Origin of the sequence: Longispora albida DSM 44784 (assembly GCF_000379825.1) — a bacterium.
In the GTDB taxonomy this organism is placed as follows: domain Bacteria; phylum Actinomycetota; class Actinomycetes; order Mycobacteriales; family Micromonosporaceae; genus Longispora; species Longispora albida.
Genome location: NZ_KB903814.1, coordinates 755,765 through 772,948 on the forward strand (window position 1 = coordinate 755,765; position 17,184 = coordinate 772,948).

14 protein-coding genes are annotated in these 17,184 nt (G+C 69.7%); 3 read left to right on the forward strand and 11 right to left on the reverse strand.

The features are described 5' to 3' along the window. The first annotated feature begins 58 nt into the window (after window positions 1-58). Entirely contained in the window at window positions 59-1,642 is a 1,584-nt protein-coding gene (locus A3G1_RS0107620) for a putative Ig domain-containing protein (protein WP_026211898.1), read from the forward strand. A gap of 60 nt (window positions 1,643-1,702) precedes the next feature. On the opposite strand, the gene A3G1_RS0107625 is transcribed toward A3G1_RS0107620, so the two are convergent. From A3G1_RS0107625 to A3G1_RS0107670, 10 genes are all read right to left on the reverse strand, one after another. Beyond that, the gene (locus A3G1_RS0107625; protein WP_157640969.1) at window positions 1,703-2,149 is read right to left on the reverse strand and encodes a GNAT family N-acetyltransferase; all 447 of its coding nucleotides are present in this window, start codon (window positions 2,147-2,149) and stop codon (window positions 1,703-1,705) included. 100 nt (window positions 2,150-2,249) lie between these two features. Beyond that, window positions 2,250-2,924, reverse strand: coding sequence for a response regulator (locus tag A3G1_RS0107630; RefSeq protein WP_018348882.1), 675 nt, complete (start codon window positions 2,922-2,924; stop codon window positions 2,250-2,252). Next, window positions 2,921-4,333, reverse strand: a complete 1,413-nt coding sequence (locus A3G1_RS33755; RefSeq protein WP_018348883.1) for a sensor histidine kinase — start codon at window positions 4,331-4,333, stop codon at window positions 2,921-2,923. The genes A3G1_RS0107630 and A3G1_RS33755 overlap by 4 nt, the downstream gene beginning before the upstream one ends. A 9-nt stretch (window positions 4,334-4,342) precedes the next feature. Then, window positions 4,343-5,557 (reverse strand): acyltransferase family protein, encoded by a 1,215-nt coding sequence (locus tag A3G1_RS0107640; protein WP_157640970.1) that lies wholly within the window; start codon window positions 5,555-5,557, stop codon window positions 4,343-4,345. Then, complete coding sequence (locus A3G1_RS0107645) at window positions 5,550-6,458, reverse strand: alpha/beta hydrolase (protein ID WP_018348885.1); 909 nt, start codon at window positions 6,456-6,458, stop codon at window positions 5,550-5,552. The genes A3G1_RS0107640 and A3G1_RS0107645 overlap by 8 nt, the downstream gene beginning before the upstream one ends. Window positions 6,459-6,627: 169 nt before the next feature. Beyond that, window positions 6,628-6,915, reverse strand: coding sequence for a YciI family protein (locus A3G1_RS0107650; RefSeq protein ID WP_018348886.1), 288 nt, complete (start codon window positions 6,913-6,915; stop codon window positions 6,628-6,630). Between the two features lie 114 nt (window positions 6,916-7,029). Then, on the reverse strand, window positions 7,030-8,565 hold the full coding sequence (locus A3G1_RS0107655; RefSeq protein ID WP_018348887.1) for a helix-turn-helix domain-containing protein: 1,536 nt from the start codon (window positions 8,563-8,565) through the stop codon (window positions 7,030-7,032). A gap of 82 nt (window positions 8,566-8,647) precedes the next feature. After that, window positions 8,648-9,289 carry a TetR/AcrR family transcriptional regulator gene (locus A3G1_RS0107660; protein ID WP_018348888.1) on the reverse strand — a complete coding sequence of 214 codons (642 nt, stop codon included), beginning with the start codon at window positions 9,287-9,289 and terminating at the stop codon, window positions 8,648-8,650. Window positions 9,290-9,425: 136 nt separating this feature from the next. Beyond that, window positions 9,426-10,556, reverse strand: coding sequence for a cytochrome P450 (locus A3G1_RS0107665; protein WP_018348889.1), 1,131 nt, complete (start codon window positions 10,554-10,556; stop codon window positions 9,426-9,428). A 290-nt stretch (window positions 10,557-10,846) separates the two neighbouring features. Continuing rightward, a complete protein-coding gene (locus tag A3G1_RS0107670) occupies window positions 10,847-12,169 on the reverse strand; it encodes an SGNH/GDSL hydrolase family protein (protein WP_026211900.1) in 1,323 nt (440 codons plus the stop codon). Between the two features lie 338 nt (window positions 12,170-12,507). Here A3G1_RS0107670 and A3G1_RS0107675 point away from each other — a divergent pair, with 338 nt between their 5' ends. Both A3G1_RS0107675 and A3G1_RS0107680 read left to right on the forward strand, forming a co-directional pair. After that, window positions 12,508-14,055, forward strand: coding sequence for an AMP-binding protein (locus tag A3G1_RS0107675; protein WP_018348891.1), 1,548 nt, complete (start codon window positions 12,508-12,510; stop codon window positions 14,053-14,055). Beyond that, entirely contained in the window at window positions 14,052-15,314 is a 1,263-nt protein-coding gene (locus A3G1_RS0107680; RefSeq protein WP_018348892.1) for an MFS transporter, read from the forward strand. The genes A3G1_RS0107675 and A3G1_RS0107680 overlap by 4 nt, the downstream gene beginning before the upstream one ends. On the opposite strand, the gene A3G1_RS33760 is transcribed toward A3G1_RS0107680, so the two are convergent. Further along, window positions 15,311-16,861: a vWA domain-containing protein gene (locus A3G1_RS33760; protein ID WP_018348893.1), complete on the reverse strand. Its 1,551-nt coding sequence runs from the start codon at window positions 16,859-16,861 to the stop codon at window positions 15,311-15,313. The two genes, A3G1_RS0107680 and A3G1_RS33760, sit on opposite strands and share 4 nt — an antisense overlap. Window positions 16,862-17,184 lie beyond the last annotated feature (323 nt).

Here is a 17,184-nt window from a genome sequence, read left to right on the forward strand (position 1 = left end):
GTACAGTGCCCAAGGCTACTGATCGACACTTGTGTACCCCTCAGCACATGGAGTCTTGATGAACAAACGGATAGCTACTGTCCTCGGCGCTGTCCTGCTCGGAGCTGGCATGGCCGGCGGCACGATCGCCCCAGCGGCCGCCGCCGGACCGGCCACCGCACCCGCACCTGCCCGTGCCGGCGTGCTCGCGAGTGGCCTCAACGCCACCATCGCGCTGAACAACTGCTCGGCGTCGCTCGTCCGCTGGCCGTCCTCGGTGGACACCGACCGGGCGCTGATGCTGACCAACGGCCACTGCTACGAGGGCGGCATGCCCGGCGCTGGCCAGGTCCTGGTCAACAAGTCCAGCACCCGCTCCGGCAGCCTGCTCAACGACGCGGGCACCGCGCTGGGCACCCTGCGCGCCGACAAGCTGATCTACGCGACGATGACCGACACGGACGTCGCGCTGTACCAGCTCACCGTCACCTTCGCCTCGATCAAGACCAGCTACGGCGTGACGGCGATGACGGTCTCCGACACCCACCCTGCCACCGGGGTCGCCATGACCATCCCGTCGAGCTACTGGAAGCAGACCTGGTCCTGCTCGGTCAACGGCTTCGTGCCCACCCTGCGCGAGAGCGAGTGGACCTGGCACGACTCGATCCGGTACAGCATGCCGTGCGACACCAAGCCCGGCACGTCCGGCTCGCCGATCGTCGAGACCTCGACCGGCAAGGTCATCGGCGTCAACAACACGGGCAACGAGAGCGGCCAGATGTGCACGCTCAACAACCCGTGCGAGGTGGACGCCAACGGCAACACCACGGCCAAGATGGGCCAGAGCTACGGCCAGCAGACCTACTGGTTCACCACCTGCCTGACCAGCAACGCGCTTGACCTGAACAAGGCCGGCTGCCTGCTGCCGAAGCCGGCTGGCAGCACCACCGTCACCGTGACGAACCCGGGTAACCAGAGCGCGACCGTCGGCACGCCGGCCAGCCTCCAGGTCCAGGCCTCGTCCTCCGGCGGCGGCGCGCTCACCTACTCGGCGACCGGCCTGCCCTCGGGCCTGAGCATCAACACGTCGACCGGCCTCATCTCCGGTACGCCGACCTCGGCGCAGACCACCAGCACCACGGTCACCGCGCGGGACAGCTCCGGCGCGACCGGCTCGGCCACCTTCTCGTGGACGGTGTCCGGCACCGGCGGCAACTGCTCCGGCCAGAAGCTCCTCAACCCGGGCTTCGAGTCCGGCGCGGTGAACTGGACCGGCACCTCGGGCGTCGTCACCAGCAGCGCCTCGCAGCCCGCGAAGACCGGCACCTGGAAGGCGTGGCTGAGCGGCAACGGCCGGACCAGCACCGAGACGCTGTCCCAGTCGGTGACCATCCCGGCCGGGTGCCGCGCGACCCTGTCGTTCTGGCTGCACATCGACACGAACGAGTCGGGCTCCACCGTGTACGACCGGCTCACCGTGCAGGCCGGGTCGACCACGCTGGCCACCTACACCAACGTGAACGCGGCCTCCGGCTACACCCTGCGGACCTTCGACGTGTCGAGCCTCGCCGGGCAGACCGTGACTATCAAGTTCACCGGTACCGAGGACTACTCGCTGCAGACCTCGTTCGTCGTGGACGACACGGCGCTGACCCTGAGCTGACCGCTAGCTGAGGAAGGGGCGGGCCGTCGCTGGCCCGCCCCTTTTGCTGTTCTTGGAAGCTCAGAGCGGCCAGCCGAAGCAGCGTGAGGTCGACACCTCGCCCCGCGCCTCGTAGAACTTGTGCGCCCGGAGGCGGGCGTCGCCGCTCTCCAGCTTGATGTGCTCGGCACCGCGTTCCCGCGCCCACGCGTCTGCGGCATCCATGAGCGCCGTACCCGTGCCCTTCGACCGGGCTCCCGGGTCGACGGCGAGGTCCTCGATCCAGCTCCGCTGGCCAAAGCGGACGGACACGATGTCCAGATACACCGTGCAGAACCCGATGACCCGGCCCTCGTCCTCCGCGACGAACACCGTGCTGCGGCCCTCGCCGGCCATCACCGCCCGGAGCCTGGCCGCCGCCTCCGTCTCGTCCCAGGAGTCCGGTTTGGAGCCGGGCGGGGCGAACAGCCAGTCGTAGGCACCGACGACTGCGGGAACATCGGCCTCACCGGCCAGCCTGACGATCATGCGGCCGAGCATAGCCAGCACCGCCCCGGCCGGCTGCTGCCCGGTCGGCGGCGCAGGCCGCGCAGCTGGTCAGTGCCAGGCTGTTCAGTGACCCGGCTGTTTAGTACCCCGCTGGGCGGACCAGGCCCTGTTCGTAGGCGAAGACCGCGGCCTGGGTCCGGTCGCGTAGCCCGAGTTTCACCAGGATCCGGCTCACGTGGGTCTTCACGGTCTGCTCGGCGAGGACCAGCAGCCCGGCGATCTCCGCGTTGGACATGCCCTGGGCGATCAGGGTGAGCACCTCGGTCTCGCGCTCGGTCAGGTCACCCAGCCGCTCCATCAGCGGCGGGCGCGGCTGGCCGCCGAGCCGGGTGAACTCCGTGATCAGCCGCTTGGTGACCCCCGGGGCGAGCAGCGCCTCCCCGGCGGCGACGACCCGGACGGCGTGGGCCAGCTCTGCGGCCGAGGCGTCCTTGAGCAGGAAGCCCGAAGCCCCGGCCCGCAGCGCCTCGTACACGTACTCGTCGAGGTCGAAGGTCGTCAGCACGAGAACCTTCGGCGGGCTACCCGGCTGGCCCATGATCTGCCGGGTCGCCTCGATGCCGCCGACCCCGGGCATCCGGATGTCCATCAGCACCACGTCCGGCTCGAGCCGCGCGGCCTGCACCACCGCGTCGGCACCGTCGACGGCCTGGCCTGCCACCTCGATCCCCGGCTCGGCGTTCAGGAGCACGGTGAAGCCCTGCCGGACCATGACCTGGTCGTCAGCGATGAGTACCCGGATGGGCGCCGTCACGAACCAACCCCCGTGGAGTGGACATCCTGTGCGGAACGAGTGTGCACCACATCGGCTTCCTGGTCCCCGGCACGGGAGTGGCTGGGCAGCACTGCCGTCACCTCGTACCCGCCGCCGGGTACCGGGCCGGCCGCCAGCTCCCCGCCGAGCATGGCCGCCCGTTCCCGCATGCCCAGCAGGCCGTGCCCGGCGCCGGAGTTACCGCCGGGAGGCTGCTGGGCCGGGGCCGGTGGCCGGGTGTTGGTGACGCGGAGGGTGATGCCGCCGGCCTGGTACGTGACGAGGATGGTGATCTGTGAACCCGGTGCGTGCCGCATCGCGTTACTCAGGGCCTCCTGGACGATCCGGTACGCGGAGAGCTCCGCACCTGGCCCGAGCGGGCGCTGCTCGCCGGCGATCGTGATCGTGACGGCCAGGCCGGCCTGCCGGACATTCGCGACCAGGTCGCCGAGCTGGGCGAGCGAGGGCTGCGGGGTGTGCCGGTCGATGTCCGGGAACTCCGAGCGCAGCACCCCGAGGATCCGGCGGAGCTCGGTCAGCGCCTCGACCGCGTTCTGCCGGATGCCCGCGGCGTTGTCGAGCAGCTCCTGCGGCGGGTCGGGGACGAGGTGCGGGGCGACCTGGGCCTGGATCGAGATGACGGACATGTGGTGCGCGACGACGTCGTGGAGCTCGCGGGCGATCCGGTGCCTTTCCTCGAGGACGGTGCGCTGGGCGCGCTCGATCTCGGTGAGGACCTCCTGCGCCACGAGCTGGTCGCGGGCGAGGCGGCGGCTCCGGAACGCCGAGCCGATGATCACGGCGACCAGCAGGGCCGGGATGGAGGCGGTCACGTCCTCGCGTGACCCGACTCCGGTGGTACCGGCGACCGCCAGCCCGCTCGCGATGGTGACCATGATTGCTGTGGTCAGCACCGCCCGCCGCACCCGCAGCGCCAGCAGGAACAGCACCATGCACTGCAGCACGATCCCCGGGTGCGTCCACGGGAACGGCGTGGTGCTCTGCAACGTGGGCAGCAGCATGTGAGCGACCTGCGTCGCGGTACCGGGATAGTCGGACGAGAGCCCGGGACGCTGTCCGGCCTGGAGCGCTGCGACCGTCATGACCGCCGTGGACAGCCACCAGCCCTGCACCGGGCGGCGCAGGGCCAGCAGCACCGAGGCACACTGGACAGCGGCGAGGAGGGCGGCGAGCGCGCCCAGCTGGAAGTCCTGCTCCAGCGCGCTCTCGTGGAAGAACCACAGCACCGCCAGCGCCAGCACCAGCAGCACCCGGAGCGTCCTGGCCAGGAAGACCGGCCAGCCGGGCGTCACCACGAGGTCAGGCTCGGCGGGCCACAGGTCGCGGAACAGCGCGGCCAGGCGGCCAGGCCGTTTCGCGTTCACGTGGCTCTCGCCGGTCGGTTTCACAAGATCACCTTATGCCTCAGCGGGAATCGGGCAGGGTTCCGGTGCCGGGCCGTCACCCGCTGCCGCCCGGCGTGCTCGCGACCGCCGCCCGGCCGGCCTCTCATAGCCCCGGAACAGTACCCAGCAGCCGGCCAGCGCCACCACGAACACCGGCAGCCAGGCCAGCCTGGCCGCGATCCACTCCGAACCGTCCGGGACGGTGTGCAGCCCGGGCAGCGGCCGGCCGGCGAGCATGCCGAGCGCGGTCACACCGATCATCGCGGTCTGGTGCCAGAGGAAGATCGTCATCGCCGACAGGTTGGCCAGGGCGACCGCAGCCCACGCCGCCGGCCTGCGCAGCACCCGGGTGAGCGGGCCGTGCAGCAACAGCGCCAGCCCGCACTGAGCCAGGCCGAACACGGCCGCGGCGAGGGTCGGCGGATGCAGGTTGGAGATCTTCGCCCCGGTCACGCCCACCATCGACGCGGGATAGCCGGCCCAGATCACCAGCGCTGCCGTTGCCGCGGCACCGCCGGCCAGCAGTCCCCAGCGGACTGCCACCGAGGGCAGGCCACGCCGTGCCCACCAGGCTCCCAAGGTGTACGGAACGAGCCACGCCGCAGCCAGGTTGACCCAGCCCAGCCAGGCCGGCCCGTCCAGGGCGAACCGCCCGAGATCGACGGCGGCGACCACAGCGACCGGCCACAGTGGATGGACGTGCCTGACCAGCGGCGTCAGCGCGGTCAGGCCGGCGAACACCAGCAGGAACCACAGCGGTGAGACAACGAGTTTGGCGAGGGCCCGCACGGTCTCCGGCTCGACGCCGGAGCCGAGCATCAGGACGATGGCCACCGCCCAGACCGCCAGGACGATGCCGACCGGCCGGGCCAGGCGGCCGAGCCTGCCGCCCAGCCACTGCCAGTAGGAGTGGCCCCTGACGCGGGCCGCCAGGTATCCCTGGGTGCCGACCCTGCCGCCGACCAGGAAGAAGACCGCAAGGGTCTGGAACAACCACGAGACCGGGGCCAGCAGGGGCATGTGCCGCAGCGGGCTCGTGGTGTAGATCGAGCCGCTGTCGGAGACCAGGGCGGTGACCAGCCAGTGGCCGAGGACGACACCGAGGATCGCGAGAGCCCGGAGCGCGTCGACCGCACGGTCCCGGCTCGGCGGAGTCGAGTCCTCGATCCGCCCAGTCAGGGTTCGCATCGCGGTCACGGCTCGCATCGCGGTGCTGGATCTACTCATTGCCGTCACCGTCCGCTGTCACGATCCGGGCGATGCTGCTGAGGGCGGCCGACCCCGGCTTGAGGTAGTCGTTGTGGCCGCCGTTTCCGGCAGCGAAGATCCGCGCGCCGAAGCCTGGCGAGACCGGGTCCGCGCCGAAGCCGGCCGGGCCGATCTGGATGTGCGGGACGCCGCTGATCCAGTCGTCCGCGCCCCGGCCGGCCCAGATCGTGGCGGAGCTGCGGAGCGCCTGTGCGTTGGCGAATCCGACGCCAGGGCTGCCATAGAGGACGATCGCGTCGACGTCGAGGCCTGCTGCGGCGTGCGCGCAGACGACGGAACCGTAGGAGTGGCAGAGCAGCGAGATCCTGGTGTCCGGGCCGGTGTCAGCCCGGAGCCCGGCCGCGAACCTGCTGAGCTCCGGTGCCGCTTCGGCGGCGACCGCGCTCGTGAGGATGCTGGGAGAGACCGCGGCCGGCGGCTCGTACCCGAGCCAGGCCACCACCGCTCCCCCGTCACCGAGTTCGTGCTGGAGGGCTTGCGCCCCGGCGCGGAACCGCCGGTACTTGTCGATGCTGATCCCGGAGCCGGGCACCAGGATGGCGATCTCCCGCGCCAGGGCGAGGTCGCCGAACACCTCCGCCGAGCGGCCACCCGCACGCCCGTCGAAGAACAGGAACTGGCGGCCGGGATCGGCCATCCCGTCGAGCACCCCGGCCCGGCTCCGGGCCCCGTACGCACGCGCGGATCGCGCCGCGGCCTCGATGTCGGCCCGGCTCGCCGCGTAGCGCTCGGCGGGCGAGCCGGTGAGGCCAGCCGAGGAGGGCACCGGGGCCGGCACCGCCGACGGGCTGGCCGCGCCACAGATCGGCAGGGCGACGACGGCTGCGACCAGGAGTGCGCGGAGGGAGCGGAGCATCATGAAGGGCGGATCCTTTGCGTACCGGTGGCCTGCTTTCCGGTACGAGGCTATGAATCAACCCTGGTAGCGGGCGTCCCGCTGGAGAGGGGTCTTACGCCGTAGCTCTCAAGTACTACTACGCGCCCCAAGTACTACAACGCCCGGAGCGGGAACCCTCCACTGTGCACGGTCACAGCTCGGTGAGGAACGCCAGCTCCGGCCGGGTCTTCGTCGGCAGGAACTCCACGACCTCGTACTCGGCCACGCCCGCCACCGCAAACGGGTCGGCCGCCAGCGCCGCCCGCACGCGCGGCTCGTCCCCGGCGGCGAGGATCACGCCACCCGTGCGGGGTACGCGGCGGCCGGAGGCCAGGAAGAGACCCGAGGCGTACTGCCCTTCCAGCCAGGCCACGTGCTCCGCGAGCAGCTCGTCAACCCGGTCCAGCGGCGCGACGTACGTCAGTGTGATCACGAACATGGCGCCACTCTACTGAGGACGAGCAGGCAACTCGTGATCGTGGGACCCCTCAGGCCGGTATCACGACTTGAGGGGTCCCACGATCACGTCGAGCCGGTCGCACAACCGCCGGGGTCACAGGTCCCTGAACGTCTCGATCTGCGCGCCGAGCTGGTTGAGCCGCTGGGCGAGCTGCTCGTAGCCACGGTCGATGACGTAGATGTTCCGCAGGACGGAGGTACCCTTCGCCGCCAGCATCGCCAGCAGGATCACCACGGCCGGGCGCAGGGCCGGCGGGCAGATCACCTCGGCACCCGACCAGTGCGTGGGCCCCTCCACGTACACGCGGTGCGGGTCGAGCAGCTTGACGCGGGCGCCGAGCTTGGTCAGCTCGGTGAGGTAGATGGCCCGGTTCTCGTACACCCAGTCGTGTACCAGCGTCGAGCCGTTGGCCACGGCGGCGATCGCGGCGAAGAACGGCAGGTTGTCGATGTTCAGCCCCGGGAACGGCATCGGGTGGATCTTGTCGATCGGGGCGTGCAGCACGGACGGCCGGACGGTGATGTCGACCAGCCTGGTCCTGCCGTTGGCCGCCGCGTACTCCTCGCCACGGTCGTAGTCGAGCCCCATCTCCTCCAGCAGGGCCAGCTCGATCTCGAGGAACTCGATCGGCGCGCGGCGGACGGTGATCTCCGAGGAGGTGACGATCGCGGCGGCCAGCAGGCTCATCGCCTCGATCGGGTCCTCCGACGGGGCGTAGTCGACGTTCCGGTCCAGCACGGAGGAGCCCTGGACGGTCAGCGTGGTCGTGCCGACGCCCTCGATCCGCACGCCCAGCTCGCCCAGGTAGAAGCAGAGGTCCTGGACCATGTAGTTCGGGCTGGCGTTGCGGATCACGGTGACGCCGGGGTGCCGGGCCGCCGCCATCAGCACGTTCTCGGTGACGGTGTCGCCGCGCTCGGTCAGGACGATGGCCCGGGCCGGGACGGCCTCGGTGTCCACCTCAGCGTGGTAGATACCGTCCGTCGCCTTGACCTCCAGGCCGAAGGGGCGCAGTGCCGCCAGGTGCGGCTCGACGGTGCGGGTGCCGAGGTCGCAGCCTCCGGCGTACGGCAGCTCGAAGCGCTCCTCCTCGTGCAGGAGCGGGCCGAGGAACATGATGATGCTGCGGGTCCGGCGGGCGGCGGCGACGTCCATCCCGGCCAGGTTGAGCTTCGCCGGCGGGATGATCTCGAGGTCGTTGTCCTCGTTCAGCCAGCGGGTCCTGACGCCGATGCTGTGCAGCACCTCCAGGATCCGGTTGACCTCCTCGATCCTGGCGACCCTGCGCAGGGTGGTCTTGCCCTTGTTCAGCAGCGAGGCGCACAGCAGCGCCACCCCGGCGTTCTTGCTGGAGCGGACGTCGATGCTGCCCGACAGCTGGTGCCCGCCGACGATCCGCAGGTGCATCGGGCCGGTGTGCCCGATGGAGACGATCTCGCTGTCGAGCGCGTCGCCGATCCTGGTCAGCATGTCCAGGCTGAGGTTCTGCTGGCCCTGCTCTATCCGGTTGACGGCACTCTGGCTGGTGCCGAGGGCCTCTGCGAGCTGCGACTGGGTCCAGCCCCGGTGCTTGCGGGACGCCCGGATCAGGCCACCGATCCGGCGGAGGTAGTCATGGCTGTCAGACATGATCGCGACCCTATCTCACAAATGAGATGTAGATCAGGTACGACAGGCCAGTCGTGGCACGAGTCCGGGAGACGTACCCAACTCATGATGTCGCGCGGAGGCGGGGCGTGGCTGGCCCGTCACGCTGAGCCCCCGGCGGAAGCCCATAGAACTGGAGGATCCGGGCTTTTGCCGCAGCGAGCGGATATGTGTCGGGATACACAGCAAGTTTGTACACGACACCCTCCAGCACACTCCGGAGCATGATCTCCTCCAGCGCCGGGTCGGCGGCACCCCGCTCGGCGAACAGCGCCCGCACCCGGTCCTCCATGCCGGTGACCGCCGTCAGGTGCCGCGCCTCCACCTCGGCGAACACCTCCCGCGTACCCGGCTGGAGCATCAGGGTCAGCATGAGCCGCTGCACCGGCACCGTCGTACCGGCGGCGTCGAGCACCCCCACGATCAGCCCGCTCAGGCGCTCGTCGGCCGTCCCGCCCTCCATCGCGGCCGTGAACAGGTGGAACAGGCCGGTCAGCCAGCGGGTCAGCAGCTCCTCCAGCACGGACTTCTTGCTGGCGAAGTAGTACGACAGCAGGCCGCGGGCGACGCCGGCCCGGCCGGTGATCTCGGCGACGGTGGCCTGCTGGTACCCGCGCTCGGCGAAGACCTCCAGCGCCGCGCCGAGCAGCCGCTCGCGGGACTGTTCGCGTAAACGCTGGTTGACGGCCTCAGAACGCGGTGCCACTCGGCCACATTAGTCCCACGCCGCAAAAGTCGTACCACCAGTGTGGACGGACGAACTGGTGACGCGGTGCCGCCGCTCGGCCCGTCCCATGCGGCAGGGATCGGGCCGGGCGCAGCAGGTACAAAGGAAAAAGGGGTCAGACCTGGACCGGCAGGCGCAGGAAGCTGGGGATCAGCAGTGAGTCGTTGATCTCCGGCTGGCCGAGCTTGATGTGCGGGAAGCGCTGGAGCACCTTCGGCAGGGCGAGGACGCCCTCCCTGCGGGCCAGAGCCGCGCCGAGGCAGAAGTGCGGGCCAATGCCGAAGCTCAGCGGGTGCACGTCCGTCCGCGACGGGTCGAACGTGTCGGGGTCGGGATAGCGCGCGGGGTCACGGTTGGCCGCGCCCAGCATGACCAGGACCGACTTGCCCGCCGGGATCTCCACCCCGCCGAACTCCAGGTCCTCGGCGGCGATCCGCATCAGGAACTGGACCGAGGGGATGAACCGCAGGATCTCCTCCACATAGCCCGGTGCGAGCTCCGGGTGCTCGACCAGCCGCGCGGCCAGCTCCGGCCGGGACAGGATCTCGAACAGCCCGTTGGCGAGCATGGGCGTCGTGGTGGCGAAGGCCGCGTTGTAGGTGACGACGAGGTTGCGGGCGATCTCCACGTCGGTCATGTGGTGCTCGCGCTCGCCGGCGTCCATCTCGCGGACCATCGCGCTGACGATGTCGTCGCCCGGCTCGGCCCGGAGCCTGGCGATCAGGGCCAGGTAGTACTCCATCAGCTCCGCAGCGGCCTGGTCAGCTGCCTTGAGCACCTCGGGGTCGCCGTTGCGCATGTTCAGCGCGTCGTTGATCCGGTCGGTGCGGGGCGGGACCCACGCCCAGTCCTGCTCCGGGATACCCAGCAGCTCACCGACCACACCGGACGGCACCGGATACGCGAAGTCGGTCATGAAGTCGCAGCTGCCGCCAGCCTCGGCCATCCGGTCGAGGTTACGGTCGATCAGGCGGTTGATGGCCGGCTCAAGGTCCGTGACCCGGCGCGCGGTGAACACCTTGCTGAACAGCCTGCGGAACTTGGTGTGGTCCGGCGGGTTGCTGAACATCATGGTGCCCATGAGCGTGGTGTAGAAGGCGTGCTCCTCCCAGTCGGGACGGGAACCGGAGATCACCACCCGGTCCATGCTGAGGAATCGCGGGTCCTTCAGCACCTCCTCCGTCGCCGCGTACCCGTTCACGATCGCCCGGACGGTGGTGTTCGGGCTGGGCGTGATGGCGCACACCGGCCCTATCTCGTGCAGTGCCGCATATAGTGGCCAGGGGTTTTCCCGCCCAGCCGTGGTGAAAAGATTCTGAAGAATGTTGTCTGCATCCATAGCGGACTCCGTTAACCGAACTCGGTCGTAACGCGCCCCAGCCTATATCGACGAACCTCCACAGTGGATAGCCTGTTTACGCAACTCTGACCGATCCCGCAGCACACACGGCGGAAGGCCCGGACTCCTTCGGCGGAGTCCGGGCCTTCGTGGGGGTGTCGCTGGGTGAAACCAGGTGTTACCGGGGTGGTGCTCGCCTAGCGGAGCAGGTTCAGGTTGACGGCGTCAGCCATCGCCTGGTAGCCGGCGTCGTTCGGGTGGATGTGGTCACCGCTGTCGAACGCGGGGTTCAGCTTCTCCGGGTCTGCCGGGTCACGCATGACCTTGTCGAAGTCGACGAGGCCGTCGAAGTCCTGGCTGGTCCGGATGAACTCGTTGACCGCCTGGCGGGTGGCCTCACGCTCGGTGCTCCAGCCGCCGCCCTTGTGCTCCTTGTACGGCATCAGGGTGCCGATGACGACCTGGATGTTGTGCTGGCGCAGCTGCACGCCGATCTGCTTGAGGCCGTCGATGATGACCTCGGCGGACTCGCCACTCATCCAGATGTCGTTGATACCCAGGTGCAGCACGACCTTGCAGACGCCCGTCTGGCTGAGGACGTCGTAGCGGAGCCGGGCCAGCGCGCTGTTGCCGATCTCGGCGAAGCCCGCGGGGCTGCCGTTGATCGGGTCCGTGCCGTCGTGGGTCACCCGGTTGCCGGAGATACCCACGTTCAGCACGCCGGGGATCCGGCCGTTGCGCGGGGTCTCGTGCATCCGGACGGCCAGCCGGTCGGGCCAGCGCAGCGCGGCACCCATCGTGGAGTTGACACCATTGGCGATGGAGTCACCGAAGATCACGACGGAGCCACCGGCCTTGGAACGCAGCACGTCCACGCCGGAGATGTGGTAGAAGTTCTCCCGCGGGGTGCTGTCGGCACCGGTGCCCTCACCCACGGTGCCCGACACGTCAGACGTGCGGTCACCGAAGCCCGCCCCGTTGCGCCCGTAGACGAACGTGAGCTGGCGCGAGGTGAAGTGGAAGGTCGTCGCGCCGGTGGCTACCGGGTAGAAGACCGTGATCACCAGATCCTGCCCAGCGGCGACCGGCATGGTGACCGGGTCGCTGAACAGCTCGGCACCCTTGTACACGGTGGCCGAGGTCTTGCCGCCGAACGTCAGCTCCCGGATGGATCCCGGGATGATGTCGTCGGGCTTCGGGGTGGAGGTGTCGGGCAGCGCGACGGTCGCGTGCCCGATGGAGAGGTGCTTGGTGCCGTAGGAGTTCGAGAACCGGAACCGGGCAGCCTCACCGCCCACCGTGGTGTGAATGATCGAACGGACACTCTGGTTGGTGAACCCGAGCTGGCTCGAGCCAGCCGTGCTCGCCGGAGTGTTACCGGTCGTCCAGGTACCAGCCCACTCCTGGTGCTTCTCGATCCCGTTGCTGGCGGACCCACTGCTCGCGGAGAGCACTGTGGACGCCGCAACGGCCAGAGCCGCGGCTGAAACAATTATCCGCAACTTGCGAGGGGTATTCATCGGGGAGCGAACCTCCATACAGGTGAGCCGGCCAAGAGTGGCCGGCCCCGGTCAATGACCGGACGGTACGGACGACAAGTTAATGCCCGTGGTGTGCACCGTCAATCGGTCGTGAGAATGTATTGCTCTCTTTCAAAATCGGGAGAGAATCGTTGCCACTCCGCAGGATCGTCGCGGGATCATCGGCGGAACGGCTTGGGAAACGGCGCAGAAATCAGGCATCACGGCCGTTCCGTGGACTCTTGCCACTGTGGACCGACGGCGGGGCTCAGGGGTATGGTCGGCGTCGCGAGACTTCGACCCAAGCGAAATCTCCCCGCGGATTTTTAGGAACCGACATGCCAAACTACGTGCACCGCGCTCTGGACATTTTCGCCGGATACGGCGACGCGGACGCAATTTCGGCCGGTGATGGCACACTGCTGTCCTACGCCGGCCTGCGCTCACACATCCTCCAGCTGGCCGGCACGCTGCGCGAGCACGGCGTGCGGCCCGGATCCTCTGTGGCCGTGGTCGTGATGAACCCGCCGGAGGCCATGCCCCTCCAGCTGGCCCTGCACCTGCTGGGCTGCCGGACGGTGTGGATCGCGCTGATCACCCCGCGTCGCGAGCTGGGCGAGTACCTGGCCGTGACCCATGTGGACACCCTGATCTACGACCCGCGCTCGCAGCAGGAGGCGGGCATGGAGGTCGCGTCCAAGCTGGACGTCCCGGTGCTGTGCATCGGCCCTGGCGGCGCTGGCCCCGACATCACGGTGCCCGCGGGTGAGCCGCTGGCCGCCGATTTCGAGGCGCCCTCCGAGCCCGAGTCGATCTTCCAGACCTCCGGTACGACGGGCTCGCCGAAACTGGTGCACCACAGGCAGGGCTTCTTCGAGCAGGTGATCCGGCTGGCCGGCGAGTACCGCGCGTCGGGCCTGCCATTGCTCCGGCACTTGTCGATCACTCCGCCCTGGCATGTCAGCGGGCCGATGACCGGTTTCTTCAACCTGTTCCACGGTGGCGTGCTGTTCATCGAGGAAGCGTTCGAAGCCGGGCAGTTCATCCGGACGCTCGACGCCCAGCGGATCAATTCGACTTTCGTGTCCCCGCCGCTGTTCTACGAGATGCTGGACAACCCGGCACTGGCCGAAGCGGACCTGAGCAACCTGTTCATGTTCAACGTCGGCAGCGCCCCGACGGCACCGGCCCGGCTGCGGCAGGCCTACGACCTGCTGGGCCCGGCGGTCCGGATCGTGTACGGGCTCAGCGAGTCCACCCTGATCAGCGCCATGCCCGCCGTCACCCCCGACCCCGAGCACCCGGAGCGGCTCAGCTCGACCGGCACCGTGTACGGCGACGTGTCGATCGAGATCCGCGAGGAGGACGGCCGGACGCTCGTCGCACCGGGCGAGCTGGGCGAGATCTGGGTGTCGAGCGCGCTGAACATGACCGGCTACTGGGGCGACCCCGAGGCGACCGCCGAGACCCTGGTCGACGGCTGGATCCGGACGGGTGACATCGGCCGCCTCGACGAGCACGGGTACCTGTACCTGGTCGATCGGGCCAAGGACATGATCGTCACGGGCCGTGGCTCGCGGAACGTCTTCTCCCGCCCGATCGAGGACCTGCTCGCCGCGCACCCGAAGGTCCGGGCCGCCGCGGTGATCGGCGTGCCGCACGAGGCGCTGGGCGAGGTCGTCCACGCGTACGTGGTGCCGGCGGAGAAGCTGTCGGAGGCGGAGAAGGACGCGCTGGCTGAGGAGCTGAGCGCGCAGGTGCTGGCGGAGTTCACGCCGATCTGGGTGCCGAGCGGGTACGACTTCGCCGATGCGCTGCCGCTCGGCAAGACCGGCAAGGTGGACAAGAAGGCGCTCCGGGCGCAGTACGCGGCCTCGCATCCGTGACCACTGTGGACAAGTCGGCCGGCCCTGGTGGCGTAACCGTGCGCCGCCGGGCCGGCCTGTACGCACTCCTGGCCGCCGACACCGTCTCCGCGCTCGGTGTGCGCATGTCGGTGGTGGCCATCCCGTGGCTGGTGCTGGTCGCCACGAAGAGTCCCGCGAAGATGGGTATGGCGGCCGGCGCGGAGATGGCGCTGTATGTCCTGTCCGGAGTGTTCGCGACGCCGCTCGCTGACCGGTTCGGCCTGCGCCGGGTCTCCGTGCTGACGGATGTCGTCAGCGCCGCCGCCATCGCCGTGATCGCGCTCGTGCCGGACATCAGCTTCGGCCTGCTGCTCGTGCTGGTCTCGGTGGCCGGCGCGCTGCGCGGTACTGGTGACCGGGTCAAGCATGTCCTGCTCAAGCCGATGGCCGAGCGGGCTGACGTGCCGATGATCAGGGTCACCGCGGTCTACGAGAGCCTGACCAGGGGCGCCATGCTGGTCGGTGCGCCGCTCGGCGGCCTGCTGATCTACTGGTTCGACGCGGAGCTGGCCATCGGCGTCACGGCTGTGACGTTCGGGCTGTGTGGCCTGCTGGTCGCGGTGTTCGTCGCCGCCGAGCACACGCCAGCACCGAAGAAGGTCTCCGGCGAGCCGTACGCTGTCGCGTTCAAGGCTGGCGTGCGGTGCCTGCTCAGCCATCGTGTCCTGGCCGGCATGACCCTGATCATGTTCTTCAGCAACCTGTTCACCCAGGCGGCGACGGCGGTGTTCGTGCCGGTGTGGGTGGAGCAGACCAAGCTGTCCGAGGCCACGCTCGGCCTGGTCGGCGGCGTGTACGCGGGCGGAGTGATGCTCGGCAGCATCGTCATGACCGTCCTGGCGACGAAGGTGCCCCGCTATCTGGCCTTCACGCTGGGTGCCATGCTCGGCGGAGCGCCCCGCCTCCTGGCTCTCGGGCTGACAGACAACCTCTATCTGGTACTGGCGGTCACGGCGCTCTCCGGCCTCGCGATCTCCCCGGTGAACCCGATCTTCGGCGCGATGCTCTACGAGCGCATCCCCGCCGACCTCCAGACCCGCGTGTTCGGCCTCGTGGCCGGGGTGTGCTTCTCCGGCATCCCCATCGGCAGCGTCGTGGCCGGCTGGGCAGTGCCGGCCGCTGGCCTGGCCACGTCCGTGATCGCCTTCGCGGTGCTGTGCCTCGCGATCTGCTCGCTGCCGCTGTTCAAGCCGGCCGCCTGGCGGGCGATGGACGACAAGGTACCCGCGGACACCTAACTGGTGTGGGCTGCGAGGAAGACGCGGGCCATCGCCTCGGCCAGGTCACCGGGATCGGCTGAGGGGATGGCCTGGCCGCCGGTCCGGTGCGCGGTCTCGGTCAGCACCGTCATGTCCGCGCCGGCCCCGTAGCCGATGCTGAACACGGGGACCGGGCGGCGCGGGTCGGCGAGCGCGGCCAGCTTCGTCAGGTACTGCTGCTGGCTCATCGCGTACGGCGAGTCCTCGTCGCGCCCGTCGGTCAGCACGACGACCAGCGTCATGGTGCCCTGCGCGACCTTCGGCTGCATGTGGGCGACCCCGCGCAGCACGGTCTCGTAGAGCGGCGTGCCGGCGTTCGGGATCGGCTGGTACCTGGCTGCCGCGTTCCCCAGCAGCTCGCGGCGGGTACTGATCGGCCCGAACGGCACCACCTCAGCGTAGGGCTGTCTCGCGCTGGGCGGGCTGGCGAAGGTCCACATGCCCAGGCTCGTCTCCTCGCCGAACAGCTTCGTGGCCTGCGCCCCGGCCATCCGCAGCAGCCCGGCCTTCGTGTTCGCGCTGCCGCCCCGGTCGACGATCCGGTCGTTCATCGACCACGAGGCGTCGACCAGGAGCAGCACCTGGAACTTGAGCGGCTTGTACCTCGTCCACTGTGCGACGAGCGCCGCCGTCCGCTGTTCCGGCGGCAGGAGCCCGGCCGAGGCCGGGTACTCGGGGAACATGCCCGGTTCGCTGACCGACCGCAGTCCCCGGTCGGCGAGCGGCCGGGCGGCCTTCGGCGCGCGGAACGCCTCCAGCAGGGCCCGGGCCTTCGCAGCCCTGGCCGGGTCGGTCCCGGCGCGCCTGGAGACGAGCAGCGGGTAGTCGGCCTCTATCGGGCCGTCCGGCGGGTACACGGCTGCGAGCTGCGTGCCCGGGTTCGCCGCGCGGTGGGTCCAGTACTGCTGCTCGGTGGCTGGGAAGACCGCGACTCCCGCCGTGAACATCGTGTGCGTCTCGGCGGTGGCCGAGGCGAGCTTGCTGCGCACGGTGAGGGCCGCGAGCTGGGCGATTCCGGGGTCGCGCTGGGTCCGGTCCATCGCGGACTGCACGGCGAGGACGGACAGCAGCCCCTCGGTCGTGCCCGCCGGGTCGGCCATGCTCAGCCGGTGCGCCCCGGACAGCTCACGCCAGCCGGGCTGCACCGCCGGCCAGCCGAGCTGCACGGCTGCGGCTCTCGGCATCACGACCACGAGCGGCGACAGCGCGGTCGAACCCTCCACTGTGTACGCATTGTCGGTACCGAGCAGCGCCAGCCAGGCTCCGCTCGCCGGGATCCACAGGTCGGCGGCTGGCCGGACTCCGGGGGCGACCGGCTCGGCGCGCAGGCAGGGCACGCCGAGGTTCGCGATGACCGGGGCGATCTCGGGGGCCGCGGCCACGGTGGTACGCCCGCCGGGGCACTCGCCCCCGAGCTGCCGGACGCGCCAGCCCGCAGCGGCGAGGGTCAGCCCGAGCAGGACCACCGCCCCGGCGGCCAGCAGCCGCAGCCGGGGCCGGATCCGGCGATGTCGGCCGTCAGACATAGCACACGCACCGGTACCGCACAGCGATCCGCATCACAAATCTCCAGTGAAGAAGATGAATGAATGCGGCTCACGTTAGCACCGGAGCGTCACGAGGGGCTGCCCGTGCGCGTTCCTGCCGCAGGTACCGCCTCGTGAACGATCCTTGTCGATCTCTGTCCATCCTGGTCAGTGGCGGTGAGTACCGTACGTCAGGTTTTGGTGAATCTTCGCAGGACGCCGGCGCGCGGGCACGGGATGCCCGGCTGCCCGCTTTCACGTTGTGCGAGCGAACTTATAGACGAGGCCTGGCATTTGCGTTTCCGAATCGTTACCAGGGAATG